The organism is Mesorhizobium sp. B2-3-10, from assembly GCF_006442275.1.
Classification (GTDB): domain Bacteria; phylum Pseudomonadota; class Alphaproteobacteria; order Rhizobiales; family Rhizobiaceae; genus Mesorhizobium; species Mesorhizobium australicum.
Map to the genome: position 1 here is coordinate 18,914 of NZ_VFVT01000005.1, position 23,212 is coordinate 42,125.

Annotated in this window: 27 protein-coding genes and 1 tRNA gene; 18 read left to right on the plus strand and 10 right to left on the minus strand. The window is 61.7% G+C overall.

Annotated elements, in window-relative coordinates; all coding sequences use genetic code 11:
* The first annotated feature begins 54 nt into the window (after positions 1 to 54).
* The 5 genes from FJ943_RS15590 to FJ943_RS15610 are packed head-to-tail and all read left to right on the plus strand — an operon-like array spanning position 55 to position 3,152.
* Positions 55 to 1,899, plus strand: a complete 1,845-nt coding sequence (locus FJ943_RS15590) for an SGNH/GDSL hydrolase family protein (protein WP_140722745.1) — start codon at positions 55 to 57, stop codon at positions 1,897 to 1,899.
* Positions 1,900 to 1,928: 29 nt separating this feature from the next.
* On the plus strand, positions 1,929 to 2,141 hold the full coding sequence (locus FJ943_RS15595) for a hypothetical protein (protein ID WP_140722748.1): 213 nt from the start codon (positions 1,929 to 1,931) through the stop codon (positions 2,139 to 2,141).
* Positions 2,141 to 2,668, plus strand: a complete 528-nt coding sequence (locus FJ943_RS15600) for a glycosyl hydrolase 108 family protein (RefSeq protein ID WP_181174568.1) — start codon at positions 2,141 to 2,143, stop codon at positions 2,666 to 2,668. Before FJ943_RS15595 ends, FJ943_RS15600 begins: the two co-directional genes overlap by 1 nt.
* A 46-nt stretch (positions 2,669 to 2,714) precedes the next feature.
* Positions 2,715 to 2,921 carry a hypothetical protein gene (locus FJ943_RS15605; protein ID WP_140722754.1) on the plus strand — a complete coding sequence of 69 codons (207 nt, stop codon included), beginning with the start codon at positions 2,715 to 2,717 and terminating at the stop codon, positions 2,919 to 2,921.
* Positions 2,922 to 3,152 (plus strand): hypothetical protein, encoded by a 231-nt coding sequence (locus tag FJ943_RS15610; RefSeq protein WP_140722757.1) that lies wholly within the window; start codon positions 2,922 to 2,924, stop codon positions 3,150 to 3,152.
* Between the two features lie 316 nt (positions 3,153 to 3,468).
* Here the strand turns inward: FJ943_RS15610 and FJ943_RS15615 are convergent, their stop codons facing one another.
* Positions 3,469 to 4,305, minus strand: coding sequence for an ATP-dependent DNA ligase (locus FJ943_RS15615; RefSeq protein ID WP_140723461.1), 837 nt, complete (start codon positions 4,303 to 4,305; stop codon positions 3,469 to 3,471).
* A 670-nt stretch (positions 4,306 to 4,975) separates the two neighbouring features.
* Complete coding sequence (locus tag FJ943_RS15620; RefSeq protein ID WP_140722760.1) at positions 4,976 to 5,869, minus strand: zincin-like metallopeptidase domain-containing protein; 894 nt, start codon at positions 5,867 to 5,869, stop codon at positions 4,976 to 4,978.
* 148 nt (positions 5,870 to 6,017) lie between these two features.
* Here FJ943_RS15620 and FJ943_RS15625 point away from each other — a divergent pair, with 148 nt between their 5' ends.
* Entirely contained in the window at positions 6,018 to 7,508 is a 1,491-nt protein-coding gene (locus tag FJ943_RS15625) for a type IV secretory system conjugative DNA transfer family protein (RefSeq protein WP_181174569.1), read from the plus strand.
* On the opposite strand, the gene FJ943_RS15630 is transcribed toward FJ943_RS15625, so the two are convergent.
* From FJ943_RS15630 to FJ943_RS15640, 3 genes are all read right to left on the minus strand, one after another.
* Positions 7,505 to 7,741, minus strand: a complete 237-nt coding sequence (locus FJ943_RS15630; RefSeq protein WP_140722765.1) for a hypothetical protein — start codon at positions 7,739 to 7,741, stop codon at positions 7,505 to 7,507. The two genes, FJ943_RS15625 and FJ943_RS15630, sit on opposite strands and share 4 nt — an antisense overlap.
* Before the next feature lie 13 nt (positions 7,742 to 7,754).
* A complete protein-coding gene (locus FJ943_RS15635) occupies positions 7,755 to 9,221 on the minus strand; it encodes a MobA/MobL family protein (protein WP_140722768.1) in 1,467 nt (488 codons plus the stop codon).
* A 132-nt stretch (positions 9,222 to 9,353) separates the two neighbouring features.
* Positions 9,354 to 9,947 carry a hypothetical protein gene (locus tag FJ943_RS15640; RefSeq protein WP_140722771.1) on the minus strand — a complete coding sequence of 198 codons (594 nt, stop codon included), beginning with the start codon at positions 9,945 to 9,947 and terminating at the stop codon, positions 9,354 to 9,356.
* Between FJ943_RS15640 and FJ943_RS15645 the strand changes: the two genes are divergently transcribed.
* The 3 genes from FJ943_RS15645 to FJ943_RS15660 all read left to right on the plus strand — a co-directional run bounded on the left by FJ943_RS15645 (position 9,946) and on the right by FJ943_RS15660 (position 12,068).
* Positions 9,946 to 10,413, plus strand: a complete 468-nt coding sequence (locus FJ943_RS15645) for a hypothetical protein (protein WP_140722773.1) — start codon at positions 9,946 to 9,948, stop codon at positions 10,411 to 10,413. The two genes, FJ943_RS15640 and FJ943_RS15645, sit on opposite strands and share 2 nt — an antisense overlap.
* The gene (locus FJ943_RS15650) at positions 10,413 to 10,733 is read left to right on the plus strand and encodes a hypothetical protein (RefSeq protein ID WP_140722776.1); all 321 of its coding nucleotides are present in this window, start codon (positions 10,413 to 10,415) and stop codon (positions 10,731 to 10,733) included. Before FJ943_RS15645 ends, FJ943_RS15650 begins: the two co-directional genes overlap by 1 nt.
* Positions 10,734 to 10,949: 216 nt before the next feature.
* Complete coding sequence (locus FJ943_RS15660; RefSeq protein WP_140722779.1) at positions 10,950 to 12,068, plus strand: tyrosine-type recombinase/integrase; 1,119 nt, start codon at positions 10,950 to 10,952, stop codon at positions 12,066 to 12,068.
* Positions 12,069 to 12,092: 24 nt separating this feature from the next.
* Here the strand turns inward: FJ943_RS15660 and FJ943_RS15665 are convergent.
* Positions 12,093 to 12,167: transfer RNA gene (locus tag FJ943_RS15665), tRNA-Thr, on the minus strand.
* 160 nt (positions 12,168 to 12,327) lie between these two features.
* Between FJ943_RS15665 and FJ943_RS15670 the strand changes: the two genes are divergently transcribed.
* The 9 genes from FJ943_RS15670 to yacG all read left to right on the plus strand — a co-directional run bounded on the left by FJ943_RS15670 (position 12,328) and on the right by yacG (position 17,922).
* Positions 12,328 to 12,504 carry a hypothetical protein gene (locus tag FJ943_RS15670; protein WP_015316270.1) on the plus strand — a complete coding sequence of 59 codons (177 nt, stop codon included), beginning with the start codon at positions 12,328 to 12,330 and terminating at the stop codon, positions 12,502 to 12,504.
* 130 nt (positions 12,505 to 12,634) lie between these two features.
* Positions 12,635 to 13,927, plus strand: a complete 1,293-nt coding sequence (gene murA, locus FJ943_RS15675; protein WP_015316269.1) for a UDP-N-acetylglucosamine 1-carboxyvinyltransferase — start codon at positions 12,635 to 12,637, stop codon at positions 13,925 to 13,927.
* 168 nt (positions 13,928 to 14,095) lie between these two features.
* On the plus strand, positions 14,096 to 14,530 hold the full coding sequence (locus tag FJ943_RS15680) for a DUF2948 family protein (RefSeq protein WP_015316268.1): 435 nt from the start codon (positions 14,096 to 14,098) through the stop codon (positions 14,528 to 14,530).
* Between the two features lie 7 nt (positions 14,531 to 14,537).
* Positions 14,538 to 15,830 (plus strand): histidinol dehydrogenase, encoded by a 1,293-nt coding sequence (hisD, locus tag FJ943_RS15685; protein ID WP_140715864.1) that lies wholly within the window; start codon positions 14,538 to 14,540, stop codon positions 15,828 to 15,830.
* Positions 15,831 to 15,836: 6 nt separating this feature from the next.
* Positions 15,837 to 16,322, plus strand: coding sequence for a UPF0262 family protein (locus FJ943_RS15690; RefSeq protein ID WP_015316266.1), 486 nt, complete (start codon positions 15,837 to 15,839; stop codon positions 16,320 to 16,322).
* Entirely contained in the window at positions 16,310 to 16,771 is a 462-nt protein-coding gene (locus tag FJ943_RS15695) for a low molecular weight phosphatase family protein (RefSeq protein WP_140614683.1), read from the plus strand. Before FJ943_RS15690 ends, FJ943_RS15695 begins: the two co-directional genes overlap by 13 nt.
* 87 nt (positions 16,772 to 16,858) lie before the next feature.
* Complete coding sequence (gene infA, locus FJ943_RS15700; RefSeq protein ID WP_006329283.1) at positions 16,859 to 17,077, plus strand: translation initiation factor IF-1; 219 nt, start codon at positions 16,859 to 16,861, stop codon at positions 17,075 to 17,077.
* A gap of 24 nt (positions 17,078 to 17,101) precedes the next feature.
* The gene (locus tag FJ943_RS15705) at positions 17,102 to 17,728 is read left to right on the plus strand and encodes a Maf-like protein (RefSeq protein ID WP_015316264.1); all 627 of its coding nucleotides are present in this window, start codon (positions 17,102 to 17,104) and stop codon (positions 17,726 to 17,728) included.
* Positions 17,725 to 17,922, plus strand: a complete 198-nt coding sequence (gene yacG / locus FJ943_RS15710) for a DNA gyrase inhibitor YacG (RefSeq protein WP_023772777.1) — start codon at positions 17,725 to 17,727, stop codon at positions 17,920 to 17,922. The genes FJ943_RS15705 and yacG overlap by 4 nt, the downstream gene beginning before the upstream one ends.
* Positions 17,923 to 17,933: 11 nt before the next feature.
* Here yacG and FJ943_RS15715 read toward each other — a convergent pair whose 3' ends face one another.
* Genes FJ943_RS15715 through FJ943_RS15730 form a run of 4 tightly spaced genes read right to left on the minus strand, consistent with a single transcriptional unit; the run spans position 17,934 to position 23,146 of the window.
* Positions 17,934 to 19,304, minus strand: coding sequence for an alpha-glucosidase/alpha-galactosidase (locus tag FJ943_RS15715; RefSeq protein ID WP_140614685.1), 1,371 nt, complete (start codon positions 19,302 to 19,304; stop codon positions 17,934 to 17,936).
* A gap of 19 nt (positions 19,305 to 19,323) precedes the next feature.
* Positions 19,324 to 20,991, minus strand: a complete 1,668-nt coding sequence (locus FJ943_RS15720) for an ABC transporter ATP-binding protein (RefSeq protein WP_140614686.1) — start codon at positions 20,989 to 20,991, stop codon at positions 19,324 to 19,326.
* 10 nt (positions 20,992 to 21,001) lie between these two features.
* Positions 21,002 to 22,138, minus strand: a complete 1,137-nt coding sequence (locus FJ943_RS15725) for an ABC transporter permease (RefSeq protein ID WP_015316260.1) — start codon at positions 22,136 to 22,138, stop codon at positions 21,002 to 21,004.
* Positions 22,139 to 23,146: an ABC transporter permease gene (locus tag FJ943_RS15730; RefSeq protein ID WP_015316259.1), complete on the minus strand. Its 1,008-nt coding sequence runs from the start codon at positions 23,144 to 23,146 to the stop codon at positions 22,139 to 22,141.
* Between the last annotated feature and the right edge of the window lie 66 nt (positions 23,147 to 23,212).

Genomic DNA, 23,212 nt, shown 5'->3' on the forward strand with positions numbered 1-23,212 from the left:
CTCGGCGGTCCAAGCCTCAGCCGCTGGAAACCTCTATGTAAGCCAGCAAGTCTAATGGTGCAGCGCGCCAGCTTTGTTGGGCGGATGGGGCCGCCAAGCCGCAGGCGAGGCACCAGCTACTCGGCATATCCAGCTTTAGCGTCTGCTGTCGCTGCATCCAAGGCTGGGCTCGGCCGCGCGAAAATCCTTTGTGTGGGGGACAGCACCACGGCGGGGTCTGGCGGGCAGGTTGTCAGCAACTCCTACCCGGACAAGCTAAAGAACCTGCTGGCCTCTGATGGCGCCTACCAGAACAACCGCTTCAGCGACGCCAACCTGGCTCTCAGCTTCGATACCCGCATTTCATATGGCGCGGGTTGGGCCACCAACGGCACCAAGTGCCTCGGTGGCTCCACATACCGCAACAGCACCACCAGCAATCCGATTGTCTTCACGCCGCTGACGGCTTTCGATTCCGTCGATATTTACCTCTACGCAGCCTCCAGCGTGAATGTGACCATTGGGGGTGGCACAACGGTCACCGTGTCCGGGGGCGGTGGTGGCGCCATCTACAAGAAAACCGTGACCGTAGCGCAGGCTGGCCTGCCCGCTGGTATCTACCCCGTTTCCATCGTCGCCGTAGGTGATGCCGTCTACGCAGGCGCTGACTGCTACGTGGCCAGCACCGGCATCGACGTGCTGAACGTAGGAGCCAGCGGTTACACTAGCACTGACCTTGCCACCACGCTCTATTCCGTGGCCTCGGTGCTGCCCACCATCGCTCCCCACCTGACCATCATCAACGTCGGAATCAACGATTACAACAATGCCTCCCCAGTGTCGGAAGCTACCTATAAGGCGAATGTGCAAGCGCTCATTGACGCTGCGCAGAACGCCGGTTCTGACGTGCAACTGGTCATTCCAAACCGCATAGGTTCCTCAAACGCAGCAAATGAAGTGGCGTTTCAGCAGTACATCCGCGACCTCGTGACCTTGAACGGCTTACAGCCTGCCCTCGATGTCGGGAGCGTCCTCGGCACCTACGCGGCGGCCAATGCAGCCGGGTACATGAACGATACACTGCACCCCAGCTCGGCCGGCTACACCTTGATAGCGCAGATGTTCTACAACGCGCTGCGGGCGGTCGTTACCTATAACTATGACAGTGCAGCAACGGCCTTGTTCGCCCGCATGACTGCGCCGCCGACCCTTGCCCAGCGCAATCGCATTAATACCCTCATCACCAGCCTCAAAACGGCGGGCGTCTGGGGCAAGCTGGACTGCCTGTATGTCATGGCAGCCCCTAACGCCCAGGCCGCCAATCTCAACTGGATTAGCCCCAACTTCACCCTCACGCCTGTCAACAGCCCAGTATTCACCGCAAACCAGGGTTACTACGGCGACGGCGCATCGAGCTATCTCAAAACCGGCTTTAATCCCGCAGTCGGCACCAATAACTACACGCTCAACAGCGCGTCGTTCGGTGTGTGGATCAATGTGAGCAGCACAGCCTCTGCCACCCTGACCGACATCGGACAATTCGATGGGTCGAACGGCTCGCTGCTTCGGGCCTTCTCCGCCAGCTCATTTGTGGGCAGCCGTCTGAACTCCGCTTCCACTGCCACTACGACCCCGACAACAGTAACGGACGCAAAAGGCATGACCTCGGCCTCTCGGCTTGCTAACGGCAGCTACACGACTTACCGAGACGGCAGCCCCCTGGCCGCGCAATCAGTTGCCAGCTCTGCCATCGCATCGGTTGAATTCGTCCTCGGTGCCCTGAACACGAACGGGACCATCACGCAATATACGCAACGTCCTATGTCAGCCACCGTCATCGGTGGCGGCCTAACAGGTACCGAAGTAGCAGCCCGCGATGCAGCGTTGGCTACCTACCGCACATCCGTGGGGCTCTCATAATGAGTGGAAAGCCGACAGTAGAAAGCATGATGCTCGATGCCATTAACGAATTGAAGCTCACGCTCAGGGCCATTCAAATCGACCTTTCAGCAACCCGCGACCTGGCCGCAGGCGCCCATAAACGCATCGACGTGCGAGAAGGCAAGGAGAAGGGCCTCATGGTCGGCATCGCCATGTCCGGCCTATGCGGCGGTGGTGTGGGCGCCGCCATTGTCAAATTCTTACCACTGCTGTTTTCCTGATGGCCACCGCCACTTGGCCCCTAGCTGCTGCCAAGCTCGGCGTAACCGAAGGCGGTTATTGGGATGACCCAGTAGGCGGACCTACAAATCGTGGCATCACGTTGAACACGCTCCGCTCAAACAGGAAGGTGCTCGGTCTTTCCGCGGCAGACGCGGTGACCCTAGCCACCCTCAAGGCTCTCACCGAAGACGACGCCCGGAAAATCTGGAAGGCAGGATATTGGGACCGCGCTTGCTGCGACCGGCTTCCTGTAGGCCTCGATTATGCGGTTTTCGACGTCGCCATTAACTCCGGCCCGGCAAAGGCCATAGAACTACTCCAAGCAGCACAGGGACTGCATGCTGATGGGATATTTGGCCCGCTGACGGAAAGTTCCATGAAACGCGCCAATATACCCTTGACCATTGCCCGTCTCGGCGCCCTACGCCTGCAATTCATGACCAAACTGAAGAATTGGAAGCCAAACTCGGCGGGCTGGGCGGTGCGGGTGGCGACCGTCACAGCTGATGCGATTGCGCTAGCCTGACGCGATTTCGGCGTGGTATTTTGTTACCACAAGGAAAGAAACTCGGATGAACGATATCAAAGGTATTTTTGAGAGCAAGACCATTTGGTCACTGCTGGTTGGACTGGCTGCAACCCTGCTCCTGAAGGCCGGTTACACGGTTGGTGATGCGGACCAAACGGCAATCGTCAACTACGCTCTGCAGGGTGTAGAGCTGGTCAGCTATGTGGCCGGGATTGTCTTCCGCATCAAGGCCACCAAGGCTATCGCCTAAATGTCATGGACTGCCGCTGCTGCCGCTCTTCTGAAGGCGCTGGAGCCGTATTTTCCAGCGCTGGCGGCTTTCGTGGCAGGCTGGAAGTCGGAAGCGGCTCACCAGGACGCCAAGGAGCTGAAACGTGTTGAAGAAGCCACACGGGCCGCTGCTATTACTGACCATCTGTCTGATGATGATGTCGTGCGCCAGCTCAAGAAGCGCGGCATGTATCGCGTATCAGGCAAATAGGCCGTCCGTGATTGAGGGAGACACCGCGGCTACGCTTCGCGGCGTCCTCAAGCTGGACCTAGCCATGGATGCCGCCTGCCGCTAGCATCCGAGCAGCTTGGCAACCGCGGAATGAGCTATGAACGTCAAATGGTATTTCAAGTTTCGACAGATATCCCCTCGGCCGCCCGGGAAATGGGTTCTTTGCGGGCCGTACGAAAGTCGGGACAAGGCGATGGCGGAACGCGGCAACAGCAAAGCATGGGACGCTGAGGTCACGGTGCCATTTAGCGCGTCTTCGAAAGAAGCGGCAGAGGCGCACCCGGCATAGCTGGGTTCAATCGCTCCGGTCGCTGAAATCAATCAGTGACGCGTGCCGAAGCATCTCTTCGCCGCGTAGGTGCTTCACCTTCCCCACAAGGCCCGGCTGTACCCACTGAGTGGCCGGTCTCTTCATCCCCGCTGGTGCCTGTCCGGGATGCTCCTGCACCCACTCCCAAAGCTGCTCCCGCTTCTCGCGATTTAGGGTGATGAATGCGGACCCGACATATTCGCCCGTCACGCGGTCTGCCATCAAGGCAAAGGCTGGCTTGCCGGTCTCCCGCTCCACGCCCAGCAGGTTGAACTCACCGACCGTGTAGCACTTCGCCTTCAGCCAGCTGGTCGTGTCACCACTGCGGTATTTGCTGCCCAACCGCTTTGAGACCAGGCCTTCCACGCCCGCCTCGCCAACCAGGTGGAATAGGGATAGGGCGTCGCCGGGCATTGGCTCACTGAACTGGATGTGTCCTCCGGCCGGAATCATGCTGGAAAGGATCTCACGCCGGTCCTCAACCGGCATGTCCCGCAGGTCGTGGCCATTCAGGTAAAGCAGGTCAAAGGTCACCAGATACAGGTCTTCCGGGCGCCTTGTGATTGACGAACGGAGGGCGGCGAAATCAGAAAGTCCGGCTTCATTGGTGACAATGATTTCGCCGTCTATTATCGCGTCTTCCACGCTGAGCTTCTGTGACGCCCTCACCAGCGGCTTGTATTTCGCCGTCCAGTCGGCGCCCCTCCGGGTGTAGATGCGCGTGCCGGCGCTCTCGATGATGAGCTGTGAGCGGTAGCCGTCGAATTTGACCTCGTGAATCCATTCGCCGCGCTCGGGAGGCTTCTCCACAAGCGTCGGCATCATCGGCGGTATAAAGGCTAGCCGGCCGTCCGGCGTCCTACGCACCCTCTACACTCCACACATCCCGGCGTATTCAATACCAAGGACGGGTTTCGGTTCCATTAGCAACAGATCATGTTGCCACTATCGTTAACGAGGACCGCCACTATGCCGCTTCGTGGGCTCTTCGCTGGCCGAGGTGGCCGCAAATGAAGTCATAAGCATGAACAAATTATTAAGCGCAGGCATGTAAGGGTTAACGCCAGACAACCATCTGAATGCATCGTGTTCGAGATTCGGACTTGAAAGGCACGACCCATGAGCTACTTCACATACCAGATGCTCCGCGACTTTCTGGCGGACAGCGCAAACCTTGTAAGCGTTGCGACAGCGTTGGTGGCTATCGGCTACTGGTTGCGTCGTCGTAGGGGCGGCCCTTCAAAGTGATTGAGAACAAAAACCCGCCTTAAGGCGGGTTGTGGTAGGCCGAGCGTGATAAACAACGCCCAGAGGGGGCACGTCGCGGTCTGCCATCTGCCTCCGTTGTTGGTGACGGTGGGCTGCACCATAAGCCAGAAGCAAGGAACCCATGAAAGTGGACGTTGGGCTGCTGGACTATTCCCTGCCTGATAAGGCGCGATAGGAACCCCAAAACGATGACGCACCCCTCGGGGCGCGTCAAAGCATTTCGTTATTCGGCCGCCTCAAGCTGCTTCTCCTGCTGGAACGCGGTGTTCCAGAGATAGTCAGCAGCCTGGCCGGCATAGCTCGCCGCGGTGAAGATGGCCCGGTTGTCCTGTTTGAGCACCTTCAGCCAGCTCTCGATGTAGCTGGCCGACCGGAACCCGGCTTCAATGTTAAGCCTGGCGCACAGGAAGGCGCTTCCCAGCTCCGCGATTATCTCCTCGAAGCTGTATTGCTCGTCCCCAAACCGTTTGCCGAGTTTCCGGCCGCACCGCTTCTCATGGGCGGTTGCATGCGTGAACTCGTGCATCAGGGTCTGCCAGTAGGCTTCGTCGTCCACGAAGGTCGACGGCGCCGGCATCTGCACCTCATCTTTCGACGGGATGTAGCAAGCCCGGTTCCCGCCGTGCTGGACGTGAACGCCACAGCCGCGTGCCAGCTTGACCTTGGGCGAACCCTGGTCCTGCGGTTCGGGCTCGGCGCTTTGCTGCGGGCCAAGATAGTCGGCCGGCACCTTGTCGAGTTGGGAGAGGTTGAACACCGGGTAGGTCTTGACGATGGTTCCCGGCTTGCCGTCCTCCTCGCCATCACCCTTGCGCATGACGTGCTTGGTGAAGATGACGTAGGTGGCCTTCTCGCCCTTCTTGACCGAAGCCCCGATGCTGCTCAACTGCTGGTAAGTGCAGAATTGCAGGTTATGGTAGCCAAGGGCTTGGGCAGTCATCCACAGCAACAGGATATTCCCGCCGCTGTAGCGCCTGCCGGTGACAAGGTTGGTAGGAATCATGCCGACGCCATGAAGTTGGTCGTCTTTCCAAGGGCGTACCCAAGGCGGAACTCCGTCTTCAAGCTGCTTAATGACGGTAGCGGTGACAGTGTTGTAGAGGTCGTTGATTTTCATGTGAGCCTCGCTGGAGGCCGCACGGATATCTAGCCGAAGTTTCCTGCGGCCGCACAAAAGGAGGGAAGATGTTTAAGGCTAGATGTGCCTATATTAGCCCATGTCCTTATTCGCAACCATCTTATTCATCTATGGGATTTGCCGGGCTATGAAATTCATGATTACGGCTTTCACTGAACCCTTTCGAATATTATACTGGGTTCTCACGGAGTTTTTAAATCTCCTCCTTGACGGCGGCAAAACCATTGGCATGTATTGGGGTCTGGGGAATAAGAAGCGCGGCATTCATGGTGATGCCAAATTCCAGAGTTGGAAGGACTTAAAGAAGACCAACCATGCTAAACCCGATGGCTGGTACGTTGGCCTTGTCGATGGTCGGCGTGTATTCACTGACAACGAAGCCTGCGCCATCGGCGTAGCCCCGCGCCGCACCGGCAAGTCCAACATGGGCAAGGCCCAAATCCTCGCCCAAGCCGTGCGCAAGGTTAAACCGGACCTGGTGGTGTTCGACCCGCATGGCGATTTAAGACCGGCCACACTCAGCCGCCTTCGGGCTGAAGGCTACAAGGATTATTTCCTGAACTTCGAGGACCCGCTAAAAAGCGATCACCACAATCCCATCTCGTTCGTCCGCACCAACCCCTTCCACCAAGCGAAGGACTGCGACCAGGTTATGAAGCTCGTCATGACGCCGGACAAAAAGTCCGACCACGAGCACTTCACCGATTTCCCCCGGCTGGTGATGGCGGGACTTATCGCCTACCAGCAACGCAAGAACCTTCCTGAAGCCAAGATTCACAAGGTCGTCGACCTGATGATTGCCGACGAGAAAAGCCGTGCGGCCGTCTTTGACGACATGGTGAAAAACGGCGGTGTGGTCGAGCGCGCGGCAGTAACGGCGTTCCGCAATGCCGGTGATAAGGAGCGCGGCAGCTTTGGCACCACCATGGCCCGGAAGCTGGGCATCTGGCTGCGGCCGGGCTTCGTCCACATTACCGGCCAAGACGGCTTCACCTGGCACGACGTATTCCTCGACCCGCAGCCCGTGGTCGTGTTCATCACCACCGGGGGCAGCGATATCGAGGGCGCAGCCGCCCGCCTGATTCTCGGCAATGCCATCAACACCCGTCTCCAGCTCTGGCCGGACGTGGTGGCGAATCACTCCGGCGCCGGGCAGCCGCGCTTTCCGAAGGAGCTGAAGGTGCTGGTGGACGAAACCCGCTTGCTGGGCAACTGCGCGGCCATCGTCACTGCCATCACCGAAACCGGCAAGATGGGCGTGAGCCTGATGATGTGGGTTCTCGGGCTACGCGACATCTTCGACATCTACCCGGAAGCCTCAGTGGTCGTGAACAGCTGCAACGCGCTGATATTCGGCGGCGGCATGGAAATGAGTACCTACGAGGATTTCAGCCGCCGCATCGGCGACTACACCATCGACAACCCCGGCCATTCCCAGAGCGAACACGGCGAAAGCCAGAGCGCAAGTGCGCAGGCCAGACGGCGCCAGAAGGCTGACGAGCTGGCCAACATGCCGAACACAAAGCTAGTGGCCATCATGGGCAACGTATCGGTGCAGCCGGACAAGCCCTTCAGGATTGTGGGTAAAGGCGACAACGCCCGATTGGAATTCCTCTAGGCCGACTTCGGCTTGCGATTGCGCTTGGCGGTCTTGGGCTTATCGACATGGCCATAGGGCATTTGCACCTCGGCCTGGGGTGGCGCGTCCATGTTGTTCGCGTAAACCCCCATGAACGTCTCGTGGTGGCGGGTTTTATATTCGTGAACGCGGGTGTGGTAGGCGTGCAGCTCGTTATGGAGATTGTCGCGCCTGCGCTGGTACTCGTCCTCCAGCCACTGCGGCCTATCCATCGCTCCCATCGGTCTAGTCATCGGCAATGCCAGCCCCTTTCCCCTTGCTGCGCTGCTCAACACTGAGGTCGTAGGCGGCAAGCATCTGCTCCTGCCCGGACGCGACCAGGTAAGCCCGGAACTCGTCAAAGGTAATCTCGTCGCTCATCAAGGCTTCCACCATTTCCTCGGCGGTCACGCCTTGCCCAAGGTTCAGCTCGTTCAATTTATGCAGTTGCCTTTTGATGGAGTTCTGGAACGTTTCCTCGGCCCGGTCCATATCCTGCTCGTTGCCGAAAAGGTCCAACAGCTCGTTACGGCGCAAATGAGCTTCCCGCTCCGCAGCCTGTTCGGCGGCCTCTGCAACTGCGGCGGTATGCTCATACGCCACCTGGTCGCGCTGCAAGATGGTCGCGGCCAGCTTTGCCCGCTCGACGCGGGACGACGCCGCCTCGGCCTCCTTGCGCCCCTGCGTCTTCAGCTCGAAGCCGAGAATGTTGACGCCGAAGCCCTTCAGCCGCCCACGTGAGGTCTGGTGGTCCTTTAAGTCGTGCTCGGCCTGGAAGGCGTTCTGCTTGGCATTTTCGGTTTGGACAAGGTGAACGCTGGCCTCAAGGTGGGCGTCCTCACGTGCCTTGGTCGCTCGCTCTAGCTTCTCCTCGGCTTCCTTTAGCCGGGTGCGCGAGTCCCGCAGATAATTGAGGTTGGTGGTGACCTCGAATATCTTCCGGACCCGGTAGCCGTGGGGCGTGCCGGTATATTCTGCCTCGTCGCCATCATCGATTAGCGCGGCTTGCGCCATCTCTTCCTCGCTGGGCTCTTCATCCTCGCCGGGCAACGTATCAACATCCGGCTCCGCTTCAAGTTCTTCCTCGGGCTGCTGCGGCTCCAGCTCATTGTCATTATCGAAGCCGCGGTGCTCGCCGGCAGGCTCTAACCCGCGCTCAAGGTTGGTGCGTCGGTCGATGCGGATGTCGTAGCCGTGTTCGGCCAGCACATCATTGCACTCCTTCTCCCACACCTTGCGAAGCCATTGCGTGGCGTTCGCCTCAAGCCCGGCCTTCATCCGCTTGGTCCGGCTTGCGCCCATCAACGCCACGCTCTCGCCAGTCTCAATATCCCGGTCGAGCAGGATGACATGGTAGTGCGGGTTATGCGGCTTGTCGGTGTGGTAGAATGCTGCCGCACGGGAGCGGCCCTCGCCGGTGATGGCCCACAGGAATCGCTCCGCCGCTTCCTCGCGGTGTTCCTCGGACATTTCAGCGGGGAGGCTGAGGAGGATCTTGTCACCCAGCCGGGCGTTCTTCCGGGCCAACGCCTCCTCGTGGCGCTCGATGTAATCCCGGATGGCATAGCGATCGGCCGCCATGTTGATGTGGATAATCTTGCCGCACTTGTTGTCATTGGCGGCATAGTTGGCAGACGCAGCAAGGTAGCCGCCACCCTGCTCGGCGCGGTTCACGGATGAGTGCTCTAGGCGGAAATAACCTTGCTTGGCCATGCTCGAATCTACAACAAGCGCAGCACCTGGGGACAATTTGCGGAGCGAATTGTCTAACTGCGCTATCCCTACATGGCCCAGCGTATCGCTAACCCTTCCTCCCCGCACTCCCTACAACGGGGATTAACGGGGCTAGGGTTGGGACTCAGCGCTCGGGGACTTGGTGATGGTGGTCGTAGTGGCCACCCACATGGCGCCGTCCTCGGCTGGTAGGGCAATCACCGCGTCTTCAGGCAGAGGCGGCTCCTCTGGCGCCGGTGGGGCGAGCTGGAACGGGGCCTCGGGAATGAGGTGGTAGTCGTCAAACGCAGCCGCCATCCTTATCGCCCCTGCGCGCTGCACCTGGTCTTCGAGTTCATCCGCGAATGGGTGGACTTCCATCATGTGGCTGCCGGTGGTGAGGCATATACGGTCTTCGAGGGGGTTGACGGGAGGGCGCCCCACCCGTGGCTGAGTCGGCTGCGAGGGGGCGGGGATATTGTCGATGACGGTGACCTGAACGGGCGTGTGGGACGGCTGGGGCGAGGTTGGTGGTGCCCGGTGGACAGGCTGCCAAGGGGCTGCCCGTGGCTGTACTTCGCGCGGAGTTTGCTGCGGTGGCTTTGCGGGCACACTTGCCCGCGACTGCACCCAATAAAAAAGCCGCTTGCTTATCCAGACGGCCACTAACAGGATGATGCCTACAAGCCACGCAATCAACTCCAGCATCAGACCGAAAATCTTCATGGCATCCAACATCCGCAGTAGGTATGCCGCCAAGCTTGCGGCAACAGCGAACCTGAAGCAGAAGTCCCATTCAATCAACTCCCTCAATTCGCTGGTGCTGCTGTTGCCCGCTGGCGAATTTCACTTGGCGATGCTCGACAAAGCAGCAACAAAATTGCCGGTGGTCGGCCATGACGTGACGCTGGAGCAAGTCGCCAAGCTGCATTTCTTCGACGTGCTCAACGATGACGATGAACCGGCCTTCGGGATGACTGAGCCGTTCCTCGTCAGGAAAAGCCACCTTGAAGCTTTGGAGCGGTGGGCGGACTGGAAGACGCTGCAAGGGTATCTGGCGCCGCTGGGTCTTGAACCGGCGATAGTGTTCCGCAACACTCCCATGCGCGTGCAGCGGGGAATCGAGGAGCCATTCTACGTGGGGGACTTGCGCATCATGTTCAACGACGGCCCGGACATCGCCATATCGTAATGGCCGGACAGAAAGCCTACGATTTCAAGCAGGGCGCCACGCTGGTCGGGCTGGCCGTGCTGGTGTGTGCGGCGAACTGGCTCTCGGTCTACTATCTGAAATACCCCTTCCTCTACTGCTGGGGGACGCCGGTGGTCTGGCCGGTGTATCTCGCCTTTGGAAATATCCTCAACGTGGTGGCGATTTGCGTCTTCGCCTATCAGGCATTCAGGTATAACATAAAAGGTATGATAGCGGCCGCAGTGGCCGTTGTTCTAGTCATGGGAATACCCATATACGCTGTGACCCTGTTTAAGCTGGGTGGCAGCTGTGGGGTTTGAGGAGCTGGTGTGGATGCGCGAGGGCATGGCGAAAGAGCGCGGTATTCAGATGTGGCACGAGTATTCGGAGCCCGAAGCCGCAGAGCTGTTTCGCATGAACCTCACCACGCTTAAGGAATTGCGTTATGCGAACAAGGTGCCCCATACCAGTCGCGGCCCTCGGATTAAACGGTATTTCGGGTTTCAGATAATCGACTACATCCTCTTTGGTGATGCATGGCGCGATACAGTAAGAAGCTCTTCCAGTGCGGCGACTTCTGGCTCTCCCAGCGAGAGCGTAGTCCCGCATGGTACCGCACGTCCTACGATGCAAAAGCCCGACGCACAGTCCGCGTTAGCCTTGGCACGGAAAGCCTTGAGCGGGCAAAAGAAGCTTTAACCGAGTGGTATCTGCTCAACCGCAAGCCGGTTGACGAGAAGCCGCAGGACGCCATTCTGGCGGACGTGCTGCGCCGGTACTATACCGAGCACGGCAGCAAGTCCCGCTCGAAGGACCAGGCGCGTGTGGGCGTCAATCACTGGCTCGACTTTTGGGAAACCGCAACCGTCGCCGAACTGCGCGACGTGAAGCGGCAAGAGGAATTTCACGCCTACCTGTTCAAGCGCAAGCTGACCCCCAGCTCGGTCAACCGAATTATTGGCGTGGGCAAGTCGGCGCTCAACCGCGCGTGGAAGCGCGGGGAGCTTCAGCAGCCGCCTTACATCGCCCGCGTGAAGGAGAAGGCTGCCGCGCCTCGCGGGCGGCCGATGACGGTGGAGGAGCTTCAGCAGCTTTATCACCACGCCTCGCCGCACCTGAAAACCTTCATCCGCTGGATGCTCGGCACCGCCGCCCGGCCGGAAGCCATCGTGACGCTAGATAGCTCGCAAGTCTCGTGGACAAGCCGCACCATCAAGCTGAACCCGGACGGCCGGGTGGAGACGAAGAAGCGGCGCCCGGTCATCCGCCTGCCCGAGCCTCTGCATAAGGAGCGATTTGAGGGGCTTTTGGTCAAATACAAGGGCGAGGCGGTCGGCTCCATCAAAACCGCCTGGAACGCCGCGCGGGAGCGTGCAGGGCTGGACGAAGCGTGCAAGCCTTACTCCCTCCGCCACACGGCCTCGAAGTGGATGCGCAAGCATGGCGTGTCCATGGATGAGGTCGGCCAGCAGCTCGGCCACCGGGAGAAGGGTGTTGCCGTCACGGCTATCTACACCGCCGACGACCCGGCGTATCTGCGCAAGGCGGCGAAGGCTTTGGGGGCGCTGGTGGTCGAAGCTACCAAGCCGCCGAAGGTGGTTGCGACCCACTTGCGCGCCACCAAAAAGAAAGTGGCCGAGCTGCCTGCCCCGTAAACCTTTGATTTTATTGGAGGTCGATGGTGCTGCGAGAGAGGATTGAACTCTCGACCTCTCCCTTACCAAGGGAGTGCTCTACCACTGAGCTACCGCAGCCGCTGATGGCGGGGCTTCTGCCATATCGAACCGGCAAGCGCAAGGCCAAGAACAACGCTTCTGTGAATGGCTTTGCCGGATAGCTTTTATTGACATGGCGGCGCCACAATGTTGGCTATCCCTGAAAGCGGGTTGGCCGGGCGCCAGCCGTGGCGGGACAATGAACGACAAGACAAATCCACCGAAGAACAGCGGAACAACCCGCAAGAACCGGCTCGCCGAGCAGTTGCGGGCCAACCTGCAGAAGCGCAAGGCGCAGTCGCGCTCGCGCCGGACAGGCGAGGCCGACCAGCGGCCCGACGGGCTCGGCGCGGCCAAGGAAATGAAGAAAGATTAACTCAAATCGGCCACTCTCAGGCCGGGGTGGGCGAAATCCTATTTCTTGAACCAAATTGGTCAATGGTCTAGACGGGCCGATACTCAAACGATTGAACCGGCCCTTTTCTGGCCGAGAGGGACAGTCTCCAATGGATCGCATCAGAATTGTCGGCGGCAACAAGCTTGCCGGAAGCATTCCGATCTCGGGCGCGAAAAACGCCGCCCTGCCGCTGATGATCGCCTCGCTTCTGACCGACGACACGCTGACACTGGAAAACGTGCCGCATCTGGCCGATGTCGAGCAGTTGATCCGCATCCTCGGCAATCATGGCGTCGACTATTCGGTCAATGGCCGCCGTGAGAAGCAGAATGAGGGCTATTCGCGCACCATCAACTTCTCCGCCCGCAACATCGTCGACACGACGGCGCCTTACGAACTGGTGTCGAAAATGCGCGCCTCGTTCTGGGTGATCGGCCCGCTGCTGGCCCGCATGGGCGAGGCCAAGGTGTCGCTGCCCGGCGGCTGCGCCATCGGCACGCGCCCGGTTGATCTGTTCCTCGAAGGCCTGCAGGCGCTGGGCGCCGACATTGATGTCGATACCGGCTACGTCATCGCCAAGACCCGGAACGGCCGCCTTGTCGGCAACCGCTATGTCTTCCCGAAAGTCTCGGTCGGCGCCACCCATGTGCTGATGATGGCGGCGTCGCTGGCCAAGGGCGAGACGGTGCTTGAAAACGCCGCCTGCGAGCCGGAGATCGTCAATCTCGCCGAATGCCTGAACGCGATGGGCGCCAGGATTTCCGGCGCCGGCACGCCGACCATCACCATCGACGGCGTCGAAGCCCTGTCGGGCGCGCGCGTGCGTGTCATCCCCGACCGCATCGAGACCGGCACCTATGCCATGGCGGTGGCGATGACCGGCGGCGACGTCGTGCTGGAAGGCGCACGGCCGGAGCTGCTGCAGACGGCGCTCGACGTGATTTCCCAGACGGGTGCGGAGATCACCCAGACCAATTCCGGCATCCGCGTGAAGCGCAATGGCGCCGGCATTTCACCCGTCGACGTGACGACGGCCCCCTTCCCGGCCTTCCCGACCGATCTGCAGGCGCAGTTCATGGGCCTGATGACCATGGCCAAGGGCAAATCGCGCATCACCGAGACGATCTTCGAAAACCGCTTCATGCACGTCCAGGAACTGGCTCGGCTCGGCGCCCACATCACGCTCTCGGGGCAGACGGCGATCGTCGACGGCGTGGCGAAGCTGAAGGGCGCGCCAGTCATGGCGACCGACCTTCGCGCTTCCGTCTCGCTGGTCATCGCCGGGCTGGCGGCCGAAGGCGAAACCACGGTCAACCGTGTCTATCATCTCGACCGCGGTTTCGAGCGGCTGGAGGAAAAGCTGTCCAACTGCGGCGCGGTGATCGAACGTATTTCCGCCTGACGGTCGGACAGCAGCAGCTTCTGGCAAAGGGCGGCTCATAGCGCTGCCGCCCGTCTGCCCGCAGCGCAAACCCGAGGCAATGCCTCGGGCGGACGTCGTGGGGTGGTTGCACCGACCGGAAAGACCGCCTAACAGAGGCTGAAACCAACCTGTAGGTCGAAAATCCGGATGACCGCCCTCAAGCTTATCGCGCTCGACGACCAGGATCTGAGCATCGTCTCGGCCCATCTCCAGGACGCCGTGATGAAGGTCTCGGACCTCGAATTCCTGCCCAAGGCCAAACGCTTCGTCCTGACCATGAACCGTTTCGTGTGGGAGGCCAAATCCGGCCTGTTTCGCCAGCACAACGAACGACGGCAGGCCGTGCTGCATTTCGACCGGGTGCTGGGCGCCAAGACCAACGGCATCGCCCGCGACAAGCCCGCCGAAATTCTTTCCTTGCTGGCGATCAGCTTTATCGAGATCAGCAAGCCCGCGGGCATCGTCGAACTGATCTTTTCGGGCGGCGGCACAATCATGCTCGATGTCGAATGCATCGAAGCCCGCCTTGCCGATATTGGCGGTGCGTGGGAAGCCACCTCGCGCCCCATCCACAGGGCTTGAGCATACGATGGCCATCACGCTTGCCCAGTCCGACGCCGATTTCGAGCAGCGTTTCGCCGCGTTTCTCACGACCAAGCGCGAGGTGTCGGCCGACGTCGACGCCGTGGTGCGAGACATCATCGCGCGCGTGCGTGCCGAGGGCGATGCGGCACTGATCGACTACACGCGGAAATTCGGCGGAGGCGACCTCGCCAAGCTCGGCATTGCCGTCTCGGCGGAAGACATCGCCGGCGCCTATGCCGAGGCCGATCCGGCCACGGTCGAGGCGCTGAAATTCGCACGCGACCGCATCCGGTCCCATCACCAGCGGCAAAAGCCCCAGGACGAACGCTACACGGATGCCGTCGGCGTCGAGCTCGGCTCGCGTTGGACGGCGGTCGAAGCGGTCGGACTCTATGTGCCGGGCGGCACGGCAAGCTATCCGAGCTCGGTGCTGATGAACGCCGTGCCGGCCAAGGTAGCCGGCGTCGAGCGCATCGTCATGGTCGTGCCGGCACCGCACGGCGTCGTCAACCCGCTGGTGCTGGTGGCGGCGGATATATCGGGCGTCTCCGAAATCTACCGCGTCGGCGGCGCGCAAGCGATCGCGGCACTCGCCTATGGTACGCAGACGATAAAGCCCGTCGCCAAGATCGTCGGTCCAGGCAATGCCTATGTCGCCGCAGCCAAGCGGCAGGTGTTCGGCACGGTCGGCATCGACATGATCGCCGGCCCTTCCGAAGTGCTCGTCGTGGCGGACAGCGACAACGATCCGGACTGGATCGCCGCCGATCTGCTCGCCCAGGCCGAACATGACGTGTCGGCGCAGTCGATCCTGATCACCGACGACCCAGCATTCGGCAAGGCGGTCGAACGGGCGGTCGAACGCCAGCTGCGGAGCCTGCCGCGCGCGGAAACGGCGGCCCAGAGCTGGCGCGATTTCGGCGCCGTCATCCTGGTTGCGACGGTCGAGGCCGCGCTGCCGCTGGTCGACCGCATCGCCGCCGAACATGTCGAGCTGGCCATCGAGGATGCCGAAGGCTTCCTGGCGAAGATGCGCAACGCGGGCGCGGTTTTCCTCGGCCGCCACACGCCCGAGGTCATCGGCGACTATGTCGGCGGCTCCAACCACGTGCTGCCGACGGCGCGCTCGGCGCGCTTCTCGTCCGGCCTGTCCGTGCTCGACTTCGTCAAGCGCACCTCGGTCCTCAAACTCGGACCGGAGCAGTTGCGCGTGCTGGCACCGGCGGCGATCGCACTCGCGCAGGCGGAAGGGCTTGACGCGCATGGCCGCTCTGTCGCCATACGGCTGAACATGTAGGCCAGTATGACGGGCTCCGGTCAAACCCGCGCAAAACTGATCGATGTCGAACTCGATGAGTCGATCGGCCGTTCGACGCCCGATGTCGAGCATGAGCGGGCGGTGGCGATCTTCGACCTGATCGAGGAGAATAGTTTTCAGCCTGTCAACGACAGCGGTGCGGGTCCCTACCGGCTGAAGCTGTCGCTGGCCGAGTCCCGCCTGGTCTTTGCCGTGGCACGCGAGGACGGCACCGCCGTCGTCACCCACATCCTGTCGCTGACGCCGCTCAGGCGCATCGTCAAGGATTACTACATGATCTGCGAGAGCTATTACGACGCCATCCGCTCCTCGACGCCGAGCCATATCGAGGCGATCGACATGGGCCGCCGTGGCCTGCACAATGAGGGCTCGCAGACGCTGATGGATCGGCTCTCCGGCAAGATCGACATCGACTTCGACACGGCGCGACGGCTGTTCACGCTGGTCTGCGTGCTGCACTGGCGGGGCTGATCCTGGCCCCCGGCGCCCTGCCCCGCTCGGTTCTGTTCCTGTGCGGCATGAATGCCGTGCGCTCGCCGATGGCCGAGCAGCTGGCGCGCCGGATGCTGCCCGCCACCGTCTTCGTCGCCTCGGCCGGCGTGCGCGCCGGCGAGCGCGACCCGTTCGTCGATGCCGTGCTTGCCGAGGACGGGCTGTCGCTGGGTGAGCGTCATCCAAGGACGCTGAACGATCTCGAGGACGACTATTTCGACCTGATCGTGACACTGGCGCCGGAGGCCCACCATGCCGCGCTCGAACTCACGCGCTCGCTTGCCGTCGAGGTGGAATACTGGCCGACGCCGGATCCGACCGATGCCGGCGGCACGCGCGAACACATCATGGCCAGCTATCGCGACGTGCGCGAGCGGCTGAAAGCCCGGATCTACAGCCGGTTCACCGTTCCGAGGCCTGGCGATTAAGCGTGTTCACAAGCGACAGATTATCATATAGGTTCCGCCGAAATTCCAGCCGGGGCGCTGGAACTGCCATCCAAGCAAAGGTATCGAATGCCGAAGGAAGAAGTCCTCGAGTTTCCGGGTATCGTCACGGAATTGTTGCCCAACGCGATGTTCAGGGTGAAGCTCGAAAACGAACACGAGATCATCGCCCATACCGCCGGCCGCATGCGCAAGAACCGCATCCGCGTGCTGACCGGCGACAAGGTTCTGGTCGAGATGACGCCATACGACCTGACCAAGGGCCGCATCACCTACCGCTTCAAGTAAGATCAAGACCCGGCCGGTAAAGCGATGAGCATTTTGCAAAAGCTGGTGCTTGCCTCGGGTTCGCCGCGCCGCATCGAACTCCTGCAGCAGGCCGGCATCGAGCCGGACCGCATCCTGCCAGCCGATATCGACGAAACGCCGCTGCGTGCCGAGCATCCGCGCTCGCTGGCCAAACGGCTGTCGAAGGAAAAGGCCGAGAAGGCGTTCGCGTCGCTGAAGTCCGAGACGGACCATGCGCCGAGCTTCGTGCTGGCGGCTGACACGGTGGTCGCCGTCGGGCGGCGCATCCTGCCCAAGGCCGAGACGCTGGATGACGCCGCCAACTGCCTCGGGCTGTTGTCCGGACGTTCGCACCGGGTCTATTCCGGCATCTGCCTGATCACGCCGGGCGGCAAACTGCGGCAGCGACTGGTCGAGACGCGGGTGCGTTTCAAGCGGCTGCCGCGCGAGGAGATCGACGCCTATGTCGCGTCCGGCGAATGGCGCGGAAAGGCCGGCGGCTATGCCGTGCAAGGATTGGCCGGCGCCTTCGTCGTCAAGCTCGTCGGCTCCTACACCAACATTGTCGGCCTGCCGCTCTACGAGACGGTGGCGCTGCTGTCGGGCGAAGGTTTCAAGACGCATCAAAACTGGTTGTCCGCGCGACCATGAGCCTCGACGACAAGGTCACGCCCCTGCGGCCCAAGCGCCCGTGCCCGGAATGCGGCAAGCCATCGGCGCGCGAGACCTATCCATTCTGCTCGACGCGCTGCAAGGACATCGACCTCAACCGCTGGCTGAAGGGTGCCTATGTCATCTCGGCCCGCGACGACGAGGAAGAACCGGACGCCGACGAGCCGAAGTAGACGAGCGCCGGTCAGGCGGCTTCGTTCTTGCGTTTGACGCGCGCCCAGGCCGGCAGCCAGTCGCCATGTGCGGCCAGGAGATCATCGACCAGTGACCAGATCTGGTCGAGATCGAGTTCGGCCGCGGTGTGCGGATCCATCATCGCCGCGTGATAGATGTGGTCGCGGTTTTCGCTCATCAGCGCCCGCACCGTCAGTTCCTGTACGTTGATGTTGGTGCGGATCAGCGCCGTCAATTGCGGCGGCAGGTCGCCTATATAGGTCGGCTGGATGCCGGACGCATCGACCAGGCACGGCACTTCGGCGGCGCAATCACGCGGCAGCGAGGTGATGCAGCCATTGTTGCGCACATTGCCGTAGATGACCGACGGTTCGCCGGTCCAGACCGAATTCATGATCGAGGAGGCATATTCCTTCGACTCTTCGACCTCGATGCGCTGGGCCGAGCGGTAGGCCTGCGCCTGGTCCTTCCAACGCTCGATCTGCTCGACGCAGCGCTTGGGGTATTCATCGAGCGGAATGCCGTATTTCTCGATCAAATCGGGACGGCCGTCCTTGATGAAATAGGGCGTGTATTCGGCGAAATGCTCCGAGCTCTCGGTGACGAAATAGCCCAGCCGCGTCAGCATCTCATAGCGCACCTTGTTCGGACAGCGCGGATTCCAGCCGGGTTTGGGCGCGCGGCCTTCGCGATAGGCACGCACGAGATCGGGATAGAGGTCGCGATAGGATCCATCCGGCTGGCGATGCTCGAACTGCAGGTAGAAAGCCATGTGGTTGATGCCGGCCGAGCGGTAGCGGATCTCGTCATAGGGAAGGTCGAGATCGTGTGCCAGTTCCATCGCCGTACCTTGCACCGAGTGGCACAGCCCGACCTGCCTGATCTCGGGATATTTCTCCGAGATCGCCCAGGTGTTGATCGCCATGGGGTTGACATATTGCAGCATGATGGCCCGCGGGCAGACGGCAAGCATGTCCTCGCAGATCTTCCACAGATGCGGCACGGTCCTGAGGCCGCGCATGATGCCGCCGACGCCGAGCGTATCGGCGATGGTCTGGCGCAGGCCATATGTCTTCGGCACCTCGAAATCCGTGACGGTGCAGGGCTCATAGCCGCCGATCTGGAAGGCGACGACGACGAAATCGGCGTCCGCCAGCGCCTTGCGCTGGTCCGTGTAGGTCTCGGCCATCGCCTTGACGCCGAGTGTGGCGATCAGTTTGTTGACGACGACGGCGCTTTCTTCCAGCCGCTGCGGATTGATGTCCATCAGCGCGATCGTGGCGCCCGAAAGCGCCGGGCGCTGCAGCACGTCGCCGACGATGTTCTTCATGAACACCGTCGAGCCGGCGCCGATGAAAGTGATCCTGGGATGTCTTGCCACGTTAACCTCCGGCATATGTTCAGGCCACGTCGAAAGCGGCCCTGACGAGCCGTTCGGTGTAGGCGGTCTTGGGATGGGTGAGGACCTGGTCGACAGGTCCCTGCTCGACGATCTTGCCGTGCTGCATGACGATGACGCGGTGGCAGAGCGCCCGCACCACCTTCAGGTCGTGCGAGATGAAGAGATAGCTCAAGCCACGCTCGTCCTGCAGCTTGCGCAGCAGGTCGATGATCTGCGCCTGGACGGAGAGATCCAGCGCCGACGTCGGCTCGTCGAGCAGGATGAATTCGGGTTCGAGCGCGATGGCCCGGGCGATGGCGATGCGCTGCCGCTGGCCGCCGGAAAATTCATGCGGAAACCGCGACAGGATATCGCCCGGCATGCCCGCGCTGACCAACGCCTCGCGCACCCGTTCGACCCGCTCGCGGCGCGTTGCGCCGATGCCGTTGACGACCAGCCCTTCCTCGATGATCTGGCCGATCGTCATGCGTGGGTTAAGCGAGGAGAACGGGTCCTGGAAGACGATCTGCATGCGCGACCGCAGCGGCCGCATCTGCGTTCGCGACAGGCCATGGATCGGCTGGCCATCGAAGCGGATCTCACCGCGTTTCGCTTCGGTCAGCCGGAGCAGCGCCTGGCCGAACGTGGTCTTGCCGGAGCCGGATTCGCCGACCAGCCCAAGCGTCTCATGGCGGCAAAGCTTGAGGTCGAGGTCGTCGACCGCGACCAGTTCACGCCAGTCCGGCTTCAAGAACGTGCCGTGGCGCAGCATGAAGCAGACGCGCACGCCATTCGCTTCGAGGATGGTGCCAGAGCCCGCGGGCAACGGTTGCGGCCGTCCTCTTGGTTCGGAAGCAAGCAATCGCCTGGTGTAGGGATGCCGCGGATCGGCGAACAAGCGTTCAGTGACGTTGTGCTCGCACATTTCGCCATGCTGCATCACATAGACGTAGTCGGAAAACTTGCGCACCACGGTGAGGTCGTGGGTGATCAGGATCACCGCCATCCGCAGCTCTTTCTGCAGATTGCGGATCAGGTTGAGGATCTGCGCCTGGACCGTGACGTCGAGCGCGGTCGTCGGCTCATCGGCGATCAGCACGTCGGGATCGTTGGCGAGCGCCATGGCGATCATCACGCGCTGCCGTTGCCCACCCGAGAGCTGGTGCGGATATTGCTTGAGCCGCGCCTCGGGCTCGGGAATCTGCACATGCCGCAGCAGTTCGAGAGCGCGCGCCCAGGCTTGTTTGCGGCTCACCTTGCGATGCACCCGGATCGCTTCGACGATCTGGCTGCCGACCGTGTAAATCGGGTTGAGCGAGCTCATCGGCTCCTGGAAGATCATCGAGATGCGGTTGCCGCGCAGCTTGCGCCGGGCGCTCTCGGGGAATTTCAGAATGTCCTGTCCGTCATAACAGACGCTCGATTTCGGTGACACCGTTGCGCGGCGCGACAGCAGGCCCATGACGGTGCGCGCCGTCACCGATTTGCCGGAACCGGATTCGCCGACGATCGCGATCGTCTCGCCGCGATAGAGCTGGAACGAGATGTCCTTGACCGCCTCGACGGTACCGTGCTCGACCTTGAAGGCGACCTCGATGTTGCGGGCGTCGATGACGGGCTCTCCCTGGCGCCCATCATGATCGAGGCGAAAGGCTGGTGCGAAGGGCTCGGCGAGTACGACGGTCATTCCTGTCCCCTCAATACGGATCGACGGCATCGCGCAGGCCGTCGCCGAGCGCGTTGAAGGCGAAGACGGTGACCAGCACGAAACCGACCGGCGACAGGATCCAGGGATAGGTACCGATGACGGAATAGGTCGCGGTGTCCTGAAGCATCAGCCCCCAGGAGATCAGGGGCGGCTTGACGGCAAAACCGAGGAAACCGAGGAAGGATTCGAGCAGCACAACCGTCGGGATGGCCAGCGTCACGGCGACGATCACGTGGCTCATCACATTGGGGAAGATGTGCTGCAGGATGATGCGCCGGTCGGTGGAGCCGACCGCCATGGCGGCGCGCACATATTCGATGCGCGCCAGCGCCAGTGTCTTGCCGCGCACCTCGCGCGACATCTGCGCCCAGCCCAACGCCGACATGACGATGATGACAAAGCCGAGGAACACATTGGTCGGCGCGGTGACAGGGATCAGCGTCGTCAGCGCCAGATAGAGCGGCAGTTGTGGGAAGGCGAGCACCAGTTCGACGAAGCGCTGCATCCAGACGTCGAACCGGCCGCCGAAATAGCCCGACACCATGCCGACAGTGGTACCGATGACCGTGATGATGAAGACCACCGTCAGCGCGATCATCAGCGAGACGCGCGAACCATGGATGGCGCGCGACAGCACGTCCCGGCCGAATTTGTCGGTGCCGAGGAAATGCACCGGCTGGCCGTCCGTCGAGGCGAACAAGTGCCGGTTCGCCGGGATCAGCCCGAAGAGCTTGTAGGGCGCGCCCTCGACGAAGAAGCCAAGCAGCCTCGGGTGGTCGTAGTCGGGGCCGACGATGGGCTGGAAGGTGACCGGATCGAGATCGGCCGAATCGGCCAGCGCATAGACCCTAGGCCGCGCGACGAAATTACCATCCTTGTCGTGGAAGGACGGCAGCTGCGGCGGGGCGAAGCCGACATCGGTCGCCTTCGGATCCATCGGGGCCAGGAATTCGGCGAACACGGCCATCACCAGCAGTAGCACGACCAGCCAAAGCCCAGCCATCCCGGTCCAGGAGCGCTTCAGCCGGCGCCAGACAAGCGCCATGTAGCTCTCATTGCCGCGTGCGGGCGCTACTGTGGCTCGCTCGGCCGGCAGTGGCGGTGGTGAAGGCTCTCGCGCCAGCATCTAGCCCTCCCCGAACTGGCGCACGCGCGGATCGAGCAGGACGAGCAGCATGTCGGCGATGATGTTGCCGACGATCAGCGTCGCCGACAGCACCATCATGAAGGTGGCTGTGACATAGACGTCGCCGACCGCCATCGAACCGACGATCGCCGGACCGACGGTCGGCAGCGCGAAGATGATCGCCGTCTCGATCTCGCCGGTCAGCATGTATGGCAGCACCACGCCCTGGTACATGACGAGCGGATGCAAGGCATTGGGCACGGCGTGGCGCATGACGACGGCACTGCCGGTCAGGCCCTTGGCTCTCGCCGTCTCGACATATTGCGCGTTGAGCGTGTCGAGCAGATTGCCGCGCATGACGCGCATATTGTAGGCGAGGCCGCCGAAGGTGGCGATCGCCACCACCGGCCAGACATGCTTGACCAGGTCGACGAATTTGGCCCACGACCATGGCGCGCCGCCATATTGCGGCGAGAAGAATGAGCCGATCTCCGACACGTTGAACTGGAAGACCAGGAAATAGACGATGATCAGCGCCATCAGGAAGCGCGGCACCGTCATGCCGAGAAAGGCGATGGCCGACAGCGTGGAATCGATCCAGGTGTATTGCCGGGTCGCGGCCCATATGCCGAAAGTGATGCCGAGCACCGAGGCGAGCAGATGGCAGACCAGCGCGAGCAGCAGCGTGCGCGGCAGGCGCTCGCCGACGACCTCGGCCACCGGCTTGTTGTAATAGAGGCTGTAGCCGAAATCGCCGCGGGTGACGACGCCGCCGATCCAGTTGAGATACTGGACGGGCAGCGGCTTATCGAGGCCGTGTTCGACGCGATAGGCCTGGGCCTGTGCGTCGGCCTCCGCGAAGGAGGCTCCGCCCTGGTTGATCAGCTGCGAGCGGATGTAATCGGCATAATCGCCAGGCGGCGCCTGGATGATGGCAAAGGTGACGAGACTCAAAATAGCGAGAACCGGGATTGCCGACGCTATGCGCATGAGCAGGAATCGCAGCATGGACGGTCCGCTTCCTCATCTCGCCGGACGCTCCCCTGGAGGGGCGTTCGGAGGGTTGGTTTGTCC